At 71.8% G+C, this 19,136-nt stretch carries 16 protein-coding genes and 1 pseudogene; 7 read left to right on the top strand and 10 right to left on the bottom strand.

What is annotated here, in order from left to right; genetic code table 11:
* Nucleotides 1-22: 22 nt before the first annotated feature.
* From H4N64_RS05190 to H4N64_RS05170, 5 genes are read right to left on the bottom strand one after another with little or no spacing between them, the layout of a single operon-like run.
* Nucleotides 23-622: a hypothetical protein gene (locus tag H4N64_RS05190; protein ID WP_186280905.1), complete on the bottom strand. Its 600-nt coding sequence runs from the start codon at nt 620-622 to the stop codon at nt 23-25.
* Entirely contained in the window at nt 619-1,947 is a 1,329-nt protein-coding gene (locus H4N64_RS05185) for a hypothetical protein (RefSeq protein ID WP_186280904.1), read from the bottom strand. Before H4N64_RS05185 ends, H4N64_RS05190 begins: the two co-directional genes overlap by 4 nt.
* A complete protein-coding gene (locus H4N64_RS05180) occupies nt 1,944-2,723 on the bottom strand; it encodes an ABC transporter ATP-binding protein (RefSeq protein WP_222108564.1) in 780 nt (259 codons plus the stop codon). Before H4N64_RS05180 ends, H4N64_RS05185 begins: the two co-directional genes overlap by 4 nt.
* Before the next feature lie 30 nt (nt 2,724-2,753).
* Entirely contained in the window at nt 2,754-3,671 is a 918-nt protein-coding gene (locus H4N64_RS05175) for a zf-HC2 domain-containing protein (protein WP_186280903.1), read from the bottom strand.
* The gene (locus H4N64_RS05170) at nt 3,668-4,267 is read right to left on the bottom strand and encodes an RNA polymerase sigma factor (protein WP_186280902.1); all 600 of its coding nucleotides are present in this window, start codon (nt 4,265-4,267) and stop codon (nt 3,668-3,670) included. Before H4N64_RS05170 ends, H4N64_RS05175 begins: the two co-directional genes overlap by 4 nt.
* Nucleotides 4,268-4,725: 458 nt before the next feature.
* Between H4N64_RS05170 and H4N64_RS05165 the strand changes: the two genes are divergently transcribed.
* The 3 genes from H4N64_RS05165 (at nt 4,726) to H4N64_RS05155 (ending at nt 7,555) form a co-directional block, all read left to right on the top strand.
* On the top strand, nt 4,726-4,977 hold the full coding sequence (locus tag H4N64_RS05165; protein WP_186280901.1) for a hypothetical protein: 252 nt from the start codon (nt 4,726-4,728) through the stop codon (nt 4,975-4,977).
* Complete coding sequence (gene malQ, locus H4N64_RS05160) at nt 4,978-7,074, top strand: 4-alpha-glucanotransferase (protein ID WP_186280900.1); 2,097 nt, start codon at nt 4,978-4,980, stop codon at nt 7,072-7,074.
* A gap of 208 nt (nt 7,075-7,282) precedes the next feature.
* The gene (locus H4N64_RS05155) at nt 7,283-7,555 is read left to right on the top strand and encodes a hypothetical protein (protein WP_186280899.1); all 273 of its coding nucleotides are present in this window, start codon (nt 7,283-7,285) and stop codon (nt 7,553-7,555) included.
* Between the two features lie 165 nt (nt 7,556-7,720).
* Here the strand turns inward: H4N64_RS05155 and H4N64_RS05150 are convergent, their stop codons facing one another.
* Nucleotides 7,721-8,320, bottom strand: a complete 600-nt coding sequence (locus tag H4N64_RS05150) for a TetR/AcrR family transcriptional regulator (RefSeq protein ID WP_186280898.1) — start codon at nt 8,318-8,320, stop codon at nt 7,721-7,723.
* 130 nt (nt 8,321-8,450) lie between these two features.
* On the opposite strand from H4N64_RS05150, the gene H4N64_RS05145 reads away from it, so the two are divergent.
* Complete coding sequence (locus H4N64_RS05145; protein WP_186280897.1) at nt 8,451-9,977, top strand: FAD-dependent monooxygenase; 1,527 nt, start codon at nt 8,451-8,453, stop codon at nt 9,975-9,977.
* Nucleotides 9,978-9,983: 6 nt separating this feature from the next.
* On the opposite strand, the gene H4N64_RS05140 is transcribed toward H4N64_RS05145, so the two are convergent.
* Complete coding sequence (locus tag H4N64_RS05140) at nt 9,984-10,502, bottom strand: MarR family winged helix-turn-helix transcriptional regulator (RefSeq protein WP_186280896.1); 519 nt, start codon at nt 10,500-10,502, stop codon at nt 9,984-9,986.
* A gap of 104 nt (nt 10,503-10,606) precedes the next feature.
* Here H4N64_RS05140 and H4N64_RS05135 point away from each other — a divergent pair, with 104 nt between their 5' ends.
* On the top strand, nt 10,607-11,554 hold the full coding sequence (locus tag H4N64_RS05135; RefSeq protein WP_186280895.1) for an EamA family transporter: 948 nt from the start codon (nt 10,607-10,609) through the stop codon (nt 11,552-11,554).
* Nucleotides 11,555-11,636: 82 nt separating this feature from the next.
* On the opposite strand, the gene pepN is transcribed toward H4N64_RS05135, so the two are convergent.
* The 3 genes and pseudogenes from pepN to H4N64_RS05120 all read right to left on the bottom strand — a co-directional run bounded on the left by pepN (nt 11,637) and on the right by H4N64_RS05120 (nt 17,540).
* A complete protein-coding gene (gene pepN, locus H4N64_RS05130) occupies nt 11,637-14,240 on the bottom strand; it encodes an aminopeptidase N (protein ID WP_186280894.1) in 2,604 nt (867 codons plus the stop codon).
* Between the two features lie 144 nt (nt 14,241-14,384).
* A complete protein-coding gene (locus H4N64_RS05125; protein WP_186280893.1) occupies nt 14,385-15,401 on the bottom strand; it encodes an aspartate-semialdehyde dehydrogenase in 1,017 nt (338 codons plus the stop codon).
* Between the two features lie 107 nt (nt 15,402-15,508).
* A pseudogene (locus H4N64_RS05120) lies at nt 15,509-17,540 on the bottom strand (TerD family protein).
* A gap of 124 nt (nt 17,541-17,664) precedes the next feature.
* On the opposite strand from H4N64_RS05120, the gene H4N64_RS05115 reads away from it, so the two are divergent.
* Both H4N64_RS05115 and H4N64_RS05110 read left to right on the top strand, forming a co-directional pair.
* On the top strand, nt 17,665-18,204 hold the full coding sequence (locus tag H4N64_RS05115; protein WP_186280892.1) for a sigma-70 family RNA polymerase sigma factor: 540 nt from the start codon (nt 17,665-17,667) through the stop codon (nt 18,202-18,204).
* Between the two features lies 1 nt (nt 18,205).
* Nucleotides 18,206-19,111, top strand: coding sequence for a hypothetical protein (locus H4N64_RS05110; protein WP_186280891.1), 906 nt, complete (start codon nt 18,206-18,208; stop codon nt 19,109-19,111).
* The last annotated feature ends 25 nt before the right edge of the window (nt 19,112-19,136 follow it).

Genomic DNA, 19,136 nt, shown 5'->3' with positions numbered 1-19,136 from the left:
GTTTACGGCATCCCCGCGCCCCCTAGGGGGTTGGGCGTGCCCCGCGTATGACGTACGCGGTGCCTCCCAGCAGGAACAGTGTCGCTGCCGTCGTCCAGGCTGTCCCGCCTGTTCTCGGCTCCAGCAGCCATGCCCATGCCGGTAGTGCGCCGCCCCTCAGGCCCGCGATGCCCAGGTACATCGCGCTCACGTACCCGAACACCGGGAGCCAGCTCAGGCGCGCGCCCAGTACTACCGCCGCCGCTGCCGTCAGGCCTGTGCAGCCGAGTACGTTACGGATCATGGCGGGTGGGCCGAAGGTCTGGGTGCTGGTGAGTACTGCCAGCGGGAGCAGGGCCGTGGCCAGGGCTGTGAGGGTCAGGAGGTGGAGCAGGCGGCGGCGCCACCAGGGGCGTACCGCTGTGCGGTCCAGTTCGTCGGAGGCCGTGTGGAGGCTGGTGCCGATCACCGCCGACGCGAACAGTGGAGCCAGGGCCACCACCGGGACCTGGCGGTCCGGGTCCAGATAGGAGTCCAGGGCGTGGGCTGCCCAGATCGCCAGGAGCGTGGTCACGGCCAGAGCCGTGATCGTTTGCGGGAGGGCGCGCGAGCGGGCGTACAGGACGGGGCCGGCTGTCGTCACAGGGTCGGCACCCCGCTCGGGTCGCATTCCTCCGCCGTCGCGAAGTACTCCGACAGCCAGGTCCGGCGCTCCTCCTCGTCCATCGCCAGCAGCCGGGCGCGGGCCTGCTGCCTGGCCTTGAGTTCCTCGCGGTCGGCCTTGCTGCCCTTGGCGTCCCGCTCGTCGAAGTACGCCTCGGCCGGGCTGGGCGCCAGGTAGTGCTCCACGGCGGCGTCCGTCCTGCCGACGGCGGGGTCCGTACGGTCGCACCAGGCCCGGCCGATCAGCATCATCCCGGCTTCCCAGGCGTACTGCTCCGGGTCGGTGAGCCTGCCGCGCACGACGGACGAGCCGAACGGCTTGATCATCGGCAGCTGCACCTCGTCCGGCCGCGACCCGCCGGGCCGGTCCTCGAAACGGACCGGCAGGTTCTCCACTCCCTCAAGGCGACCCGTCAGTCCGGACAGGGCCTGGGTGACCTGCGGCAGGAGCTTCTCGTAGCGGGCGCTGACGCAGATCTGGGGGGTGGTGGAGGTGTCGCAGACCTGGCGGCGGGCGATCGGGTCGGTATGCGTCAGGCCGTCGCCGGTCTGTACGAGCAGCGCCCCGGCGGCCGCCGCGGCGGCCAGTGGGAGCAGCGCCGTGGCCCGACGGTGGGCGGCGTGGGCGAGGACCGCGGCTATGGCCAGGCCACCTACCCAGGTCGCCGTCACTATGGGTTGCCACCACACGGGGACCCTGTTGGCGGACGTGTCGAGGAGCGGGGAGAGGTGGGCCAGGGCGTTCCGGCTGTCGTAGGAGAGGACGCCGAGGACGACGTACGCACCCATCGCCAGCAGCGGTGCCGCCAGTCGCCAGGGCAGTACCCGGCCGACCACCACGCCCGCGAGTGCGGCGCAGGCGAGGACGAGCGTGTCCACCAGCGGTACGACCAGGTAGGGGCTGTCCCCGGTGGCGCAGTACCAGGTGGCCAGCAGAGCGAGTGCGGCGGCGGCCAGGTGTCCCACGGCCACCCAGACCGCGACCGGCAGGGCCGAGGCGAGGAAGCGGGGGAGCGAGCCGCGTACGGACGTCTCCATCAGTTCGCCGGTACGGCGTCGGCGTTCCCGTCCGCCCTGCCAGCAGCCGGCGGCCAGCGCCATCGGGATGCCGAGCAGGGTCGCCGCCGTGTGCATCTGGTCCCGGGTCTCCGCCCAGCCGCCCTGCCAGGTCTCCGCCGGGACGGCCACGGCGACGGTGAGCGTGAGGAGGACCGCGCCGCCCGCCCAGGGGGCGAAGCCGCGCTGGAGTTCGGGGCGCAGGGGGTGGCGCGTCCCGGTGCTCGGCCTTTCCGCGAGGAGAGTCATCGCGCCGCCACCTCCCGTACGGCCGCGGACTCGCGGTGGGCGCGCAGGGCCGCCGTATAGCCGCGCTCGATCGGGTTGTCGCCGATGCCGTCCGCCGTCGTGCCGAGGGCGGTCAGGGAGTCGGGGGTGCCGCGGTAGGCGAGGCGGCCCGCGGCGATGAGGGTGACCTCCGTGCAGGCGGCGGCCACGTCCTCCACCAGGTGCGTGGAGACCAGGACGGTGGCCGTGGCGCCCAGTTCGCGCAGCATCTCGCGGAACTCCACCCGCTGCTCGGGGTCGAGGCCCGCGGTCGGCTCGTCCAGGAACAGCACCTTCGGCTCGTTGACGATGGCCTGCGCGATGCCGACCCGGCGGACCATGCCGCCGGACAGTGTCTTGATCTTCGCGTCGATCCGGTCGGCGAGCCCGACCCGGGCGACGGCCCGTTCGACGGCGGCCGGGGTGTCGGCGGCGGGCATCTCCTTCAGCCACGCCATGTAGGCGACGAACTCGCGGACGGTGAAGCCCGGGTAGTAGCCGAACTCCTGCGGCAGATAGCCCAGCCTGCGCCGGACCGCGGCCCGTCCGCGCGGGTCGCCGATGTCCTCGCCGAGCATCTCCACCCGGCCGCCGGTCGGGGCGGCGACGGTGGCGAGGACCCGGATCAGCGAGGTCTTGCCCGCGCCGTTCGGGCCGAGCAGACCGTGCACACCGGGACCGAAGTCGAGGTCGAGCGAGTCGAGGGCGACTGTCTTGCGGTGCCGGACATGCAGACCGGCCACCTGGATCGTGGTCAAGAGGGCTCCTGGGAAAGGGAGTTACGTGTGTCAGCGCCGTTCGAGGCGGTCGTACGCGGTGCCGCGCGCGGCCAGCAGGGCCGCGCACACGACGGCGGCCGCCGCCCAGGCGCCCTGCGCGGGGGCGCCGCCGAGGTAGGCGGAGGTCTGGTGCGTCAGCGCCGCGGACACCGCGCCGTCGGGGGGCGAAAGCGCCGGCGCGAGTACGGCGCACAGCCAGCCGCCGCCGGTCACCGCCGTCGCGGCCCGCAGCCCCAGCCAGCCGCCGAGGGCCAGCGAGGCCAGCGTCAGCGCGAGCCCGGGCAGCAGCCAGGCCGCCGCACCCGGGCCGCCGTAGGACGGCAGCGCGAGACCGGCGAGGGTCAGCAGCGGAAGGCTCACCGCAAGGACGACGGCGGTTCGCGTCAGCACCAGGCGCAGTCCGGCCGACGGGGTCGACGCGGTCAGCTCGTGCAGCGGGTCCGCGTGGGCGCCGAAGGACAGGGCGACTCCGGCGACCGGTACGACGGGGGCGAGGGCGAGGAGCAGGGGGCGGGCGCCCGCGAAGTCGGCGCCGTAGGCGAGGGCCATCGCACCGATCCCCACGAGCAGCACGGCCGGCAGCCATGCCCCGCGCACCGCGGGCCCGGCGGCCCACAGCACCCGCGCCCACCGGGAATCGGCGACGGGCGGAACGAGATGGCGGGAGCTCCAGAGGCGGGCGTGGGCGAGGAGCCCGTCCCCGGCCGCCGCCGTGTGCGCCTGCTCTGTCGGGGCTGCCCCCACTACCGCCTGGCGTACGTCCGCCAGGACGGCGCCCGTCGCCGTCGCGGCGACCGCCCTGGACACGCGTGTCGCGCAGCCCGTGCAGCTCTCCAGATGCTTCTCCAGCGACCAGGCGTCCGAGTCCGGCAGGGAGCCGTCGGTGTAGCGGGCGACCAGGTCGTCGGGTGCGTGCCAGTCGGTCATGCCGGGCCTCCCAACGGGGACGGGGTCAACTGGGCCAGCGCCGCGCGCAGTTCGGTACGGGCGCGCATCGCCCGGGACTTGACGGTGCCCTCGGGGATGCCGAGCAGCCGGGCCGTCTCCCGGGTGGTCAGACCGTCGACCACCGTCGCGCGCAGCACCTCGCGCAGCTCCGGCGAGATCCGGTCGAGGGCGGTGCCGACATCGCCGTACTCCAGACCCGCCAGCACTCGCTCCTCCGCCGACGGCATGGCCGCGGCGGGTTCGTACCCGGTCCGTGTCTCGTCGATCGGCGTGGTCTCCAGGCGCGCGGCCCGCTCCTGCGCCCGGCGCGCGTCGACCATCCGGCGCGCGGCGATGGTCCACAGCCAGCCGCCCGCCTCCTCGCCGCGGTGCGCCTCGGCCGACCGCCACACGGTGACGAAGGTATCCTGCAGCACTTCGCGTACGACCTCGGGGTCCGCGCAGCGCCGGGTCAGCCGGACGTGCAGCCAGCCCGCGTGCCGGTCGTACAGCGCGGCCATCGCCGCCGAGTCCCCGGCCGCGACGGCACGCAGCAGGGCCGCGTCCGACTCGTCCTTCTCCCGATGGCCCCCCATGGGGCGGAACAGTCTCACACCCCGTCTATCGACCGGCCGGACGGGACCGGTTCACGACCGCTCGACACCGCGTCGAGCCCCGCTGCCGGGGGCCTCGACGGGAGTGGCTCTCGTGGCGGACTTGCCCCAGTCTGGAGCTGCCGCGGCGGGGCAGAATGTGACGACAGGCACGTTGTCTCCCCGGACACGTCTGCCGTCGCGCCCGCTGGGTAGGGCTGCGTTGAGAGCCTGGGTCACATCCCCGGCCGGGCTCGCGACGCCTGGCACGCACGTTCGCCGCGTTGCCGAAACGCCCACGTGGCTCCGCCACGAGGGCGCTCCGGCGCCTTGCGACCGCACGCACCAGACGCCGCGCGCTGATCCGACCGGGAATGTGACCCAGGCTCTAACCCCCAAGGGCCTGCCCCGCGTAGCCGCAGGACAGGCCGTAGGTCGCCGTACTCGACAAGGAGGCCCCCGTGGCCGCATCGGCACACCTTCTGCTCTCCGCCCTGTCCAAACCCGAGGCGCTCACCGAGCCCGAACCGCACGTGTGCGTCTTCAGCGCGGAGAGCGCCTGCGCCGAACCCCCATTGACCAGCGAACCTCCTCTGCCCGACGCCGAGCCCCTGACCAGTGAGCCGCCGCTGTACGAGGCGCGGCCGCTGACCAGTGAGCCGCCGCTGACCGGTGAGGGCTACCGCGTCGACACGGACACCACGAGGCCATAGATGGCAGAGCAGCGGTCGGCCGAACCCCCGTCCGAGGACGCCCCCTCGGAAGATCTGTCCCGGCTCGCCGAACTGCTCGGCGTCGCCACCTCCTACCGACCCTCCCCGGACCGCACGGTCCGGGCCTCGGCCACCGCGCTCACGCTCGCGCTGACCGCGCTCGACGTCGACGTGAGCACTCCCGAGGCCGTACGGCGCGCTCTCACCGCACGCGAACGCGAACTGCGCGAACGGCTGCTGCCCCCGACGGTGGTGCACTGGGCCGACTCCGCTCCACCCGCCGCGCTCACCGCACTGCCGCCCGGCACCCGGCTGCGCGTCGAGACCGAGCAGGGCGAAACCCGCGCCGCCGCCGACCGTCTCCCGCCCGGTGTCCACCGGCTGACCGCGACGGCCCCCGACGGCCGGGGCGCCACCGCCCACCTCGTCGTCGCCCCAGCCCGGCTGCCCGCCACCGCCGGACGCTCCCACGGACTCCTCGTCCAGCTCTACTCCCTGCTCTCCCGGCGCTCCTGGGGCATGGGAGACCTCGGTGACCTCGCCGAACTCGCCGGCTGGGCCGGGCGGACGCTCGGCATGGGGTTCGTCCAGGTCAACCCGCTGCACGCGGCCGTACCCGGCGCACCCACCGATCCCTCCCCCTACCGCCCCTCCTCACGCCGCTTCCCCGACCCGGTGCATCTGCGCGTCGAGGACATCCCGGAGTACGGCCGTGGCGAGGACCACGAGCGGGTACGGGCGCTGCTGGAACGCGCCGACCGGCTGCGCGAGTCGGTGCTGGAGAAGGGCGCGCTGATCGACCGGGACGCGGTGTGGGAGCTGAAGCGGGAGGCGCTGGAACTGGTCCGCGAGGTGCCGCTCGGGCCCGGCCGGCGCGCCGCCTACGCCGACTTCCTCGCCGAGGAGGGACAGGCGCTGGAGGACCACGCCACCTGGTGCGCGCTCGCCGAGGTGCACGGCTCCGACTGGCGGCGCTGGCCGGAGGAGCTGCGCGATCCCCGGTCCGCGGAAACCGCCCGTGCCCGGAGCGAGTTGATGGACCGCGTCGACTTCCACTCGCTGCTCGCCTGGCTCACCGACGCCCAGCTCACCGCCGCGCAGCGCACCGCCCGTGAGGCCGGGATGCCGGTCGGGATCGTGCACGACCTCGCGGTCGGCGTGCATCCCGACGGCGCCGACGCCTGGGCGCAGCAGGAGTACTTCGCCGCCGGGATGTCGGTCGGCGCGCCTCCGGACGCCTTCAACGCCCGCGGCCAGGACTGGGGCCTGCCGCCCTGGCGCCCCGACCGCCTCGCCCAGTCCGGCTACACGCCGTACCGCCGACTGCTCAAGGCCCTCTTCCGGTACGCGGGCGCCCTGCGCATCGACCACGTCATGGGCCTGTTCCGGCTCTGGTGGGTCCCCCAGGGGCATCCGCCCACGGACGGCACCTACGTCCGCTACGACGCCGAGGCCATGCTCGCGATCCTCGTGCTGGAGGCCTCCCGTGCCGGGGCGTTGGTGATCGGGGAGGACCTGGGCACGGTGGAGCCCGGTGTGCGCGAGGCGCTGCGGGCGCGGGGGGTGCTCGGCACATCCGTGCTGTGGTTCGAGCGGGACTGGGAGGGCGACGGCCGTCCGCTGCCGCCCGAACAGTGGCGGTCCGACTGTCTGGCCACCGCCACGACCCACGACCTGCCTTCCACGGCCGCCCGCCTCACCGGCGACCATGTCGAACTCCGCCACCGCCTGGGCCTGCTGACCCGTTCCCTGGAGGAGGAACGCGCCGAGGCCGCCGCCGACACGGGGGAGTGGCTGGCCCTGCTGGCCCGGCTCGGCCTGCTGCACGGCACGGGTGGGGGACACGGTACGTCCCAGGAGGAGGCCGAGATCCAGGCCCTCCACCGCTTTCTGCTGCGCACCCCGGCCCGCATGGTCGGCCTCTGGCTCCCCGACACGGTCGGCGACCGCCGCCCCCAGAACCTCCCCGGCACATGGGACCAGTACCCGAACTGGCGCCTGCCGATCGCGGACGCGGAGGGAAGGCCGGTGACATTGGAGGAACTGGCGGCTTCACCGAGGCTGCATGCGCTGGTGGACGTGATGCGGGCGGGCTGATCCGCCCCCGTCGCCCCTACCCGTCCCATCCCCGGGGGCTCTGCCCCCGGACCGCCGCTGTCGGCCCCGAAGGGCCTCGTCCTCAAACGCCGGACGGGCTGGGGAGCCGCCGGGCTGCGTGACCCACCTGCCGTCACTCCAGCGCCGGCGGCAGCCAAGGGCACCCCCGGACGAGCGCCCCCATCCGGCGTTCGATACTTTTGGCACCGTGGACAAGAAGAACGCCCTGCGCGCCGGCGCCCTGGCCGCCGGTACGACGCTGATGATGCTGCTCATGTCGTCCCCCGCGCTCGCGCTGAACCGCGACGACGGTGACGACCCCGGCTCCGGCCTCAGCGTCGTCGAGACGCTGGGTCTGTTCGTCGTGGCCCCGATCGCCCTGTTCGCGGTCATCACGGGCCTCGTCATGGTCCTGGACCGCTCGGCGGAGGCCCACCGCGTCAGGACCAAGCCGAAGGCGAAGGCCCCGGCGAAGGCCTGACCTCTCCCGTTCTCCTGGAGGGCGCCGCCCCCACGGCATGTACGCGCAGACCGCCGTACGCCGGGGGCGGCGCTTTCTGCGTCTCCGGCTCCTCTTCCGGCTCGGACTCCGGCTCCGGATCTACTTCGGCTTCGGCCTCGGCCGTCTCCGGAGTCTCCTCCGCGCTCATGGGTTCGGAGCCGTCAGATACCGCTGCACCGTCGGCGCCAGCCATGCCACCACCTCCTCGGCGCGCAGCGCCACGGCCGGCGGCAGCCGCAGCACATAACGGGTCAGCGCGAGACCGAGCAGCTGCGTCGCGATGAGCGCGGCCCGCGTCGGGTGCTGCTCGGGGTCCGGGCACACCTGCCGGGCCAGCGGCAGCAACTGCTCGCCGAAGATGCCCTGCATCCGCTCGGCCCCGGCCTGGTTGGTGACACCGACCCGGAGCAGGGCCGTGAGCACCTCGTTCTCCTCCCACAGATGCAGGAAGTGGAGCACGAGCGCCTCGCCGACCTCCGGGCGCGGCAGTCTGCTCAGATCCGGCAGTTTCAGGTCGACCGAGACGGCTGCCGCGAACAGTCCCTCCTTGTTGCCGTAGTAGCGCATCACCATCGACGGATCGATGTTCGCGTCCTTGGCGATGGCCCGGATGGTGGCCCGCTCATAGCCGTCAGCTGCGAATCGTTCGCGCGCCGCGGCGAGGATCGCGGTGCGGGTGGTCTCCGAGCGGCGGCGTCCGCCACCCCCGGTATCGGTCACGGTTCTGCGTTCATTTCCAGTCATGCCAACAAGCGTAGGCCAACACGTGTGGGCCAACAAGTGTTGACTCTTAACGAGGGCGGTCCTATCGTCGTCAACGAGCGTTGGCCAACAAGCGTTGGCAAACCGGAGGCGTTGGCAACAGGAGGCCACCATGAACGGCACCGGCACCGGCATCGGTATCGACACCGACCCGAACACCACCCCCCACCCGGGCGCCGACAACATCCCCCACTCCGTGATCGTCGTCGGCTGCGGCCCCACCGGTCTCCTGATGGCCGGCGACCTCGCCGCCGCCGGTGTCCCCGTCACCCTCGTCGAGAAGCGCCCGCACAAGATCAGCAACCTCTCCCGTGCGATCGTCGTGCACGCCCGCACCCTCGAACTGCTCGACGCCCGGGGGCTCTCCGACGAGGCCGACAGCCTCGGCACGCGCCTGGACCGCTTCAACCTCTTCAGTCGGCTCACCATCGAGCTCGACACGCTCCCCTCCCGTTTCAATCACCTCCTTGTCCTCCCGCAGTACGAGACGGAGAAGCTGCTGCAGCGGCGCGCGGTCGCGGCCGGGGTGCGGTTCCGGTACGAGACCGAGGTGACCGGGGTCAGCCAGGGCGCGGACGGTGTCACCGTCGAGACGCGCGGACCCGGCGGGGAGACCGAGGCGCTGCGGGCGGCGTACCTCGTCGGTGCCGACGGGATGCGCAGCACCGTGCGCAACGCCGTCGGCCTGCCTTTCCCCGGCCGCTCCGTCATCCGTTCTGTCCTCATCGCCGACGTCCGGCTCGCCCAGCCGCCCGAGGATGTGCTCTCCCTGCACACGAGCGGAGAGGCCTTCGTGTTCTTCGCGTCCTTCGGCGACGGCTACCACCGCGTCGTCGCCTGGCACCGTGACGTTTCCGAGAATGAGCCGCTCCACCTGGAGGAGGTCAAGGAGACCGCCCGGCGTGCCGCGGGACACGACTTCGGGATGCACGACGCCCAGTGGCTCTCCCGCTTCCACAGCGATGAACGCCAGGCGCCCGCCTACCGGGTGGGCCGGGTCTTCCTCGCCGGCGACGCCGCGCATGTGCACACTCCGGCCGGCGGCCAGGGCATGAACATCGGACTGCACGACGCGGCCAACCTGAGCTGGAAGCTCGTCGCCGTGCTCCAGGGGCGCGCGGACGACGCGCTGCTCGACACCTACCAGTCCGAGCGTCATCCGATCGGCACGAAGGCCATGCGCAGCAGCGGCGCCCTCATCCGGCTGGCCATGCCGAAATACGCCTGGACGATGGGTCTGCGGTCGGCGCTGGCGAGTACCGTCAACGCCCTCACGCCCGTCCGCCGCAGGCTGGCCCTCCAGATCACCGGCCTCGACGTCAAGTACCCCGCCCCCGAGGGCGCCCACCGCCTCGTCGGCTCGCGGGCCGCCGACGTGGACCTGGAGGGCGGCCGCCTCTACGAGGCCCTGCGCGGCGGCCGGTTCGTCCTGATCACCCCGCAGGAGTGCGCGGACAAGACGGGCCTGGAGGACCGCCTCACGGTGGAGCGCCGCACGGGCCGCGGCCGCGGCAGCGGTACGACGGTGCTGGTACGGCCCGACGGATACGTGGCCTGGGCGGCGGAGGCCGCGGACCCGGCCGAGGTCGAGGCGGCGGTGGAGGCGCATGTGGGGGAGCGGATCGCCCTGGCGCGCTGAGATGCCCTAGTGGGAGGACTCCCCCGTCCCCGCAAGCAACTCCCTCAACAGGTCGGCCAGTTGGCCGGCCTGTTCGGCGTTGAGGGCGGAGAGCGCCTCCGTCTGGAGGGCGAGCCCCGCGCCGACCGCCTGGTCGACCAGGCTCAACCCCGGCTCGGTCAGGGTCACTTGCAGCCCCCGACGGTCGTGCGGGTCGGGGGAGCGCCGTAGCAGTCCCGCCCGTTCCAGCTTGTCCAGCCGGCCGGTCATCCCCCCGGTGGTCAGCATCAGCGTCGCCGAGAGCTGGCGCGGCGAGAGGGTGTACGGCTCACCGGAGCGCCGCAGGGTCGCCAGCACGTCGAACTCGCCCCGGGAGATCCCGAAGCGGGCGTATGCCTTCTCCATGCGGTCGCGCATCGTGCGGGCGAGGCGGGAGATGCGCCCGAAGACCTCCATCGCGGCGGTGTCGAGGTCGGGCCGCACGGCCGCCCACTGGTCGATGATCGCGTCGACGGCGTCCTTGCGCTGCTCAGGGCGTGCGTTCATGCGCCGAGTATCCGGTCTCGGAGGGTCGGCCGCAAGAAAGTGGCTTGCAGAAAAGTAGCTTACGAGTAAGCTACTTTCTATCGACCTATCGAAGGGTGCGTCCCATGGCCACCAGCCGCCCCGCGCTCATAGCCCTCACCGCCCTGGCACCGATCTCCTGGGGCACCACCTACTACGTCACCACCGAGTTCCTCCCGCCGGACCGCCCCCTCTTCACCGGTCTGATGCGCGCCCTCCCCGCCGGCCTGCTGCTCCTCGCGCTGGCCCGGGTATTGCCGCGCGGCGCCTGGTGGTGGAGGTCGGCCGTGCTCGGCGCGCTCAACATCGGCGCCTTCTTCCCGCTGCTGTTCCTGGCCGCGTACCGGCTGCCCGGAGGTCTGGCGGCGGTGGTCGGTTCGATCGGGCCGCTCTTCGTGGTCGGCCTCTCGGCCCTGCTGCTGAGCCAGCGGCCGACGGCACGCGCACTGCTCACCGGCGCGGTCGCGGCCTTCGGTGTCAGCCTGGTCGTACTGAAGGCGGTCGGTTCGCTGGACGCGCTGGGCGTCCTCGCCGCCTTCGCCTCCGCCGCGTCGATGTCCACCGGAACCGTGCTGACCAAGAAGTGGGGCCGCCCCGAGGGTGCGGGCCCGACCGCGCTGGCCGGCTGGCAACTGACCGTCGGAGGCCTCCTGATCGCCCCGGTCGCCTTCCTGGCCGAGGGCACGCCACCCGCCCTGGACGCTCGCGCGATCGGCGGATACCTGTACCTCGCCCTCGCCGGTACCGCGGTCGCGTACTGGCTCTGGTTCCGCGGCATCGGCCGCCTCACGGCGACCCAGGTCACCTTCCTGATCCCGCTCTCCCCGCTCACGGCGGCGGTCGTCGGCTGGGCCGCGCTGGCGGAGTCGCTGACTCCGGTGCAGGTGGCGGGCATGGTGCTGGCGCTGGGCGCGACGGTCGCCGGGCAGCTGGTGCCGAGCGGGAGCGGTGGGGTCGTGCGATCGTTCAGCTCTGCTGAAAAGAATGCTCGAAAAGATTCGAAGGACGTGACGGGTCCCGCGCTGCGACGGTAGATCCACAGCGGCTGCGCGGATGCCGAACTGGCAAGGGGCGCCCGGTGTTGTGCCGGGCGCCCCGTCTCTGCCGTGTCAGTGATTACTCGGCCGCCGCCGCGTCCGCGGCCTGGGCCTTCAGGGCTCGTTCCACTCCTGCCCTCGACTCCGAGACCAGGCGGCGAAGGGCCGCCGTCGGATCCGCGGAGGTCAGCCAGGTGTCCGTCTTGGTCAGGGTTTCGTCCGAGACCTGAATCGTCGGGTACAGGCCCGTCACGATCTGCTGGGCGATTTCATGGGAGCGGGTGTCCCAGATGGCCTTCAGGACCTCGAAGTACTTGTCCGTGTACGGCGCCAGCAGTTCGCGCTGGTCCGTCTGGACGAAGCCGGTGATCACCGCCTCCTGGACCGCGTTCGGGAGCTTGTCCGAGTCGATGACCGAGGACCAGGCCTCCGCCTTCGCCTCCGGAGTCGGGCGGGCCGCGCGGGCCGTGGCCGCGTGACGCTCGCCGGCCGCCGTCTTGTCCCGCTCGTACTCGCCCGCGATCTCCGTCTCCTCGAAGCGGCCGACCGCGGCCAGACGCTGGACGAACGCCCAGCGCAGCTCGGTGTCGACGGCAAGGCCCTCGATGGACTGCGAGCCGTCCAGCAGGCCCTCGAGCAGGTCCAGCTGCTCCGGCGTGCGGGCCGTGGCCGCGAAGGCGCGCGCCCACGCGAGCTGGTGGTCGCCGCCCGCCTCGGCCGCCCGCAGGTGGGCGAGCGTGGCGTCGGTCCAACGGGTCAGCAGGGCCTCACGCCCGGCCGGGTCGGCGTACAGCTCGATCGCCAGCTTCACCTGACGGTGCAGCGACTGCACGACGCCGATGTCCGACTCCTTGCCGATGCCGGAGAGGACGAGGGAGAGGTAGTCGCGGGTGGCCAGTTCGGCGTCCCGCGTCATGTCCCACGCCGACGCCCAGCACAGGGCACGGGGCAGGGAGGACTCGAAGTCGCCCAGGTGCTCGGTGACATAGGCCAGCGACTGCTCGTCCAGGCGGACCTTGGCGTAGGACAGGTCGTCGTCGTTGAGGAGCACGACCGCCGGACGGCGGCGGCCCACCAGCTGCGGTACGGCCGTCAGCTCGCCGTCCACGTCCAGTTCGACCCTCCCCCAGCCTTCGGCCGGGGGGACCCCCACGTCGCGCACCAGCTTGCCGGTCTCCTCGTCGCGCTCGTACAGGCCGACCGCGATCCGGTGCGGGCGCAGCGTCGGCTCGCCCTTGGCGCCTGCCGGGAGCGCGGGCGCCTCCTGGCGGATGGCGAAGGAGGTGATCAGACCCTGCGCGTCCGTCTCGATCTCGGGACGCAGGACGTTGATGCCCGCCGTCTCCAGCCACGCCTTCGACCAGGCCTTCAGATCACGGCCCGAGGTCTCCTCCAGCGCGCCCAGCAGATCGCTCAGCCGCGTGTTGCCGTACGCGTGCGCCTTGAAGTACGCCTGCACGCCCCGGAAGAACTCGTCCCTGCCGACGTACGCGACCAGCTGCTTCAGGACCGAGGCGCCCTTGGCGTAGGTGATGCCGTCGAAGTTGACCAGGACGTCGTCCAGGTCGCGGATCTCGGCCATGATCGGGTGCGTGGAGGGCAGCTGGTCCTGGCGGTACGCCCATGTCTTCATGGAGTTGGCGAACGTCGTCCAGGCGTGCGGCCAGCGCGACTCGGGCGCGTACGCCTGGCAGGCGATGGAGGTGTAGGTGGCGAACGACTCGTTCAGCCACAGGTCGTTCCACCACTCCATGGTGACCAGGTCGCCGAACCACATGTGGGCCAGCTCGTGCAGGATCGTCTCGGCGCGCATCTCGTACGCCGCGTCCGTCACCTTGGAGCGGAAGACGTACTGGTCGCGGATGGTCACCGCGCCCGCGTTCTCCATCGCGCCCGCGTTGAACTCCGGCACGAAGAGCTGGTCGTACTTCTTGAACGGGTAGTCGTAGTCGAACTTCTCCTGGAACCAGTCGAAGCCCTGCCGGGTGACCTCGAAGATCGCGTCCGAGTCGAGGAACTCGGCGAGTGAGGGGCGGCAGTAGATGCCGAGCGGAACGGACTGGCCGTCCTTCTCGTACACGCTGTGCACGGAGTGGTACGGGCCGACGATCAGCGCGGTGATGTAGCTGGAGATCCGCGGGGTCGCCTCGAAGACCCAGATGTCGTCCTTGGGCTCGGGCGTGGGCGAGTTGGAGACGACGGTCCAGCCGGACGGCGCCTTCACGGTGAACTGGAAGGTGGCCTTCAGATCCGGCTGCTCGAAGGAGGCGAAGACCCGGCGGGCATCCGGCACCTCGAACTGGGTGTACAGGTAGGCCTGGTTGTCGACGGGGTCGACGAACCGGTGCAGGCCCTCGCCGGTGTTGGTGTACGCGCAGTCCGCGACGACCCGCAGGACGTTACGGCCCTCCAGCAGCTCGCGCAGCGCGATCCGGGAGTCCTTGAAGACCTCGTCCGGGTCGAGCGCGTCGCCGTTGAGCGTCACCTCGTGGACCGTCGGGGCCACCAGGTCGATGAAGGACTCCGCGCCGGTCCGAGCGGCGTCGAAGCGCACCGTCGTAACGGACCGGTAGGTACCGCCCTCCTGCGCGCCGGAGAGGTCGAGATCGATCTCGTAGGACTCGACGGTGAGCAGCTGAGCCCGCTGCTGAGCCTCTTCGCGAGTCAGGTTTGTGCCAGGCACGCGGTCATCTCCTCGTTATGTGTAGGTCCGGCGGTTCGGTCATCCTTCCACGAACTGTCTCCGACGGTTCGGCCGAATACCCTCAGGACGTGCGCAAGGGCGGCCACCAGCCCGTGGTGACCGCCCCTGTGACCGTGACCGGCGTCAGCCCTGCAGTTCGGCCGCCACCAGCTCCGCGATCTGCACCGCGTTCAGCGCGGCGCCCTTGCGGAGGTTGTCGTTGGAGATGAACAGGGCGAGGCCGTTGTCGACGGTCTCGTCCTTGCGGATGCGGCCGACGTACGACGCGTCCTTGCCGGCTGCCTGGAGCGGGGTCGGGATCTCGGAGAGCGCCACACCCGGCGCCCCGGCCAGCAGCTCGGTGGCGCGCTCCGCGCTGATCGGGCGGGCGAAGCGGGCGTTGACCTGGAGGGAGTGGCCGGAGAAGACCGGGACCCGGACACAGGTGCCGGAGACCTTCAGCTCGGGGATCTCCAGGATCTTGCGGGATTCGTTGCGGAGCTTCTGCTCCTCGTCGGTCTCGTTCAGACCGTCCTCGACGAGGTTGCCGGCCAGCGGCAGCACGTTGAAGGCGATCGGGCGCTTGTAGACCTGCGGCTCGGGGAAGTCGATCGCCTCGCCGTCATGGGTCAGCTTGTCCGCGTCGGCGACCACCTTCTGCGCCTGGCCGTGCAGCTCCGCCACGCCCGCGAGGCCCGAGCCGGACACCGCCTGGTAGGTGGCGACGACCAGCGCCTCAAGGCCCGCCTCCTCGTGCAGCGGCCTGAGCACCGGCATCGCGGCCATCGTCGTGCAGTTCGGGTTGGCGATGATGCCCTTGGGCCGGTCGGCGATGGCGTGCGGGTTCACCTCGGAGACGACCAGCGGGACCTCGGGGTCCTTGCGCCAGGCCGAGGAGTTGTCGATCACGACCGCGCCCTGCGAGGCGACCTTCTCGGCCAGCGCCTTCGAGGTCGCGCCGCCCGCCGAGAACAGCACGATGTCCAGGCCCGTGTAGTCGGCCGTCGCCGCGTCCTCCACCGTGACGCCGTCCAGGACCGTCCCCGCCGAACGGGCCGAGGCGAACAGACGCAGCTCCGTGACCGGGAAGTTCCGCTCCGTGAGGATCCTGCGCATGACCGTGCCGACCTGACCGGTGGCTCCGACGATTCCGACCCTCACGGTGACTCCTTCGCTGTGGCGGTTGCGTGGCCTGGACGTTTCCATGATGCGTCCCATCCAGGCCGTTGTGTCCAATCGTTTGCCCGAGGGATGGGACACCATTCCTGTCAGTCGAGCAGTTCGATCACCCAGGCGCCCAGTGCCCGGACGTGCAGGATCGAGCTCTGGATCCGGTACGGACCGGAAGAACCGGTGATTTTGCGCTTGGGAAACAGGTTTTCGTCCAGCTCGAAGACATGGAGGATGCCGCTCGTGCCGGCGAGCACCATTTCGGCCTCGGGCCCGGTGTGACGTACGACTCCATATCCGTGGCCCTGGTTCCGGGGGCCGAGCGCGGTCGCCGCGGCGGGCGGCTCCGGCTCAAGACGCCATTTCGCGCCTTCGGTGGCGTACACGATCACAAAGCAGGTGCCGCCCGGATCGACGAAGACGGGACCGAGCGCGGGACGGCGGCGGCCGTGGGTGTCGCCGATGATCACAGGCCTGCCGAACGGATGGTTCAGGGCGTGCGCGGCCACCTTCTCGTCGTCGCCCCTCGAAGTCAGCCGCACGGTCATCAGCGTGGGCGGCCCCGGATACCGCAGGACCGTGGTGCCCTTGCCCTCGGCCGGGCCGGTCAGCACCGGAGCCTGGTCCTCGGGGAGCACCCGCAGGCTCCACTTGCCCGTGTGCTTGACGCGTATCTTCCGCTCCGCCTGGCCCTGGCTGAAGACCACGGTCGTGCCGCGGGTGCCGTGGTTGAAGGTGTTGAGCCACTCGTCCTCGTCGCCGTACTCGTCGATGACCTTCACCTCGACCGAGAAGCTGCGCTCGGCGCCGGACAGCTCGTACTGCAGCAGCGACGGCCGCCCCGGCCGAGGGTTGACCAGCGTGACCGTCTGCTCGCCGCGCCCCTCGTAGACGTCCGCCTTCCGGCCCTTGGTGGGTTTGGGGGTGGGGAGCGGAGAGGTGGTGAGCTCCCATTGGTGTCGGCTCTTGTCGATCGCCAGCAGGATGGGACCTTCGGTGATCTGGACGGTTTCCTTGACCCGCTTGCCGTTCCAGGCGTGGACGAGCTCCTCCGGGTGTCTGAGCTCGTCGGGGGTGTCGCCCCGGTGGCAGTTGATCTGGAACCAGCCGTTGTGGCGGTCCGTCGCCCGGACCTTCAGCTCCGCCGCGTCGCCCCGGTGGACAAGGACCTCCGGGCCGCTGCCCCGCACCGTCTCGGCGTCGCAGGGGCGGGCCGCCGACAGGGGCAGGACGGTGAGCTTCCAGTGCCCGGAGCAGCTCACCTTCAGCTTCAGCGGGCCGCCCTTGCGGGGCGGCACGAACAGGACACGGCCCTGGTGCTCGGGCAGGTCGTGGCAGAAGATCGTGTCGTCGCGCCCGGGGATCTCGACCTGGATCCACTGGTAGCCCTCGACCCGCGCCTCCATGATCACCGGCCCGCAGTCCGGCGGGAACGGTATATCCATGGTGATCTTGGTGCTGCCGTTGCCGCTGCGGACGTACGGCTCGAAGTCGAAGAAGGCGGATCCCCAGGAGGGGGCGGTGGACGGGGCGGGCATCGACACGAGGGTCGCGGGCGGCTGTACGGCGGCGGCGAGCGGCTGTACGTCGGCCGGCGGCGCCGACGTCTTCGCCACCCCGGCGTTCACCACCGGAGCCACCGCAGACACCGCAGACACCGCAGCCACCGGCACCGCAGCCACCGGCTCCTCCGCCACCACGATCCCGAAGTCCGTCGCCAACCCAGCGAGCCCCGAGTCGTACCCCTGCCCCACCGCCCGGAACTTCCACTCACCGTTGCGCCGGTAGAACTCCCCGAGCACGAAGGCCGTCTCACTGGACGCGTCCGTCACCTCGTAGTGCGCGACGATCGTGCCGTCCCCCGCCACGGTCTGCGCCGCGAGCCCCGGTACCGCCCCGAAGGTGCCGTCGTCGCAGGAGGCGGCGATCAACACCCGCTGCACCGCCCGAGGGATGCGCGGGCTGGTTGTGGAAGACGAGGTCGGCGTCGCCGCGAACCTTGCCCACCGCGTCCAGCAACAGCGCCGAGACCTCCACGGCGGGCGTCCCCGCGACCTTGCGGCGTACTACGGCGACCCGCAGCAGACCTACGGGGACAGGGGTGTTGGCCCCCTTGGTGATGTGCGTCATGGGGCACATGCTGACAGTGGAGAAGGTGTGAAGGAAAGATCGAATAGAAGATTCCGGAAGTCGGGCCGAACGTTTCCGCCCCGAGTGGCGTCATAGGGGAAACGCGGCGAGGGGAGGGGTGGCTGTGCTGCGCAGAAAGGCCCGTCGCGGCCAGGGGGACTCGGTACTGGACGTACCGGACGATCCCCTGGACGCGGCGCAGGAGCGCAGGGTGCGGGCGGTGCTCGCGCTCGGCGGGGTGCCGCAGACGGACCTGCCGGACGGGGTGCAGCAGGTCCGTCTGCGGCTGTTGGAGCGGGCCGCGAACGGACAGGAGGCCCCGCGGGACGTCTCGGCGTGGGCGGCGGTCGTCGCCTCCAACCTCGCCATGGACTGGCACCGGGCCAAGCGCCGCCAGGAGCGGCTCGGCGAACGCCTCGCCGCCCTGCGCCAGTCGGAGCTCCCCTCCGGCGAGGACACCAGCCTGCTCTCCCTCGCCGTCGCCCAGGGCCTGGACGAACTGCCCGACGCCCAGCGCCAGGTGGTCGTCCTGCGCTTCTACGCAGACCTGCCCGTGCGGGACATCGCCGAGCAACTCGCCATCCCCGAGGGCACGGTCAAGAGCAGGCTGCACACGGCGGTACGCGCCCTGCGCGCCCGCCTGCACGAGGACGAGGTGGTGTGACGTGACCGCCGAACACGACGGCATCGACGCCCTGATGGCCGCGATCACCGACGAACCCCTGCCCGACGGGGCGGACGACGCCTACCTCGCCGAACACCGCTCCGCGAGCGCCGACATCGCCGCACTGCGCGCGCAGTTGGACATCATCGGCCGCACACTGGGAGGGGACCCACCGAAGCCCGCCCCGGCCCCTGTTCCCGTAAGAGCCTGTGTCACATCCCCGGCCGGGCGCGCGACGTCTGGCACGCACTCCCCCAGAGGGGGGACCCGCAGCCGCGTTGCCGAACCACCCACGTGGCTCCGCCACGAGGGCGCTCCGGCGCCTTGCGATCGCACGCACCAGACGCCGCGCGCTGATCCGGCCGGGGATGTGACACAGGCTCTAAGGCCGGTGAGGCGCCGTGCCTTTCGGCTCGCCCTCGGCTCCCTCGCGGCGGCCGCCGCGGCGACCGTGATGGTGGGGTTCGGCTGGCTGGTGGCGCAGTCCGACATGGGCTCGGGCAGCGCCGATTCGGCCTCGGGCTCCGCCGAGAAGGCGCAGTCCGACTCCGCGGGCGGCGTCCTCTTCGGCAGTCCCCGTTACCTCGCCTGCGCGTACCTGGTCGCCGAGGGCGAGGTCAGCTCCGCCGAACCGGTCGCCGCCGACCCGGAGCTGGTCCGCGTGAGCGTGGACCTGAGCCATGTCTACAAGCCCGAGAAGCCAGGGCCGAAGAAGGGCGACGACCTCGGCTACGTGATCGACAAGAACACCGCTCCCGGCCTGCGCGCGGGCGACCACGTCCTGTTCGGGGTCCCGGAGAAGGGTGCCTCGCCGGACATGTGGGTCATCGGTGAGACGGCGGTCGCCCAGGAACGGAACCGGATCAACGGCTCCCTGCCCGAGTCCCGCAGCCTGAACTGCGGATGAGAAAGGGCGGGCGCCCTTACGGACG

It is taken from the genome of Streptomyces cupreus (assembly GCF_014257025.1).
In the GTDB taxonomy this organism is placed as follows: Bacteria; Actinomycetota; Actinomycetes; order Streptomycetales; family Streptomycetaceae; genus Streptomyces; species Streptomyces cupreus.
This window is presented reverse-complemented; position numbering and strand designations above follow the sequence as displayed.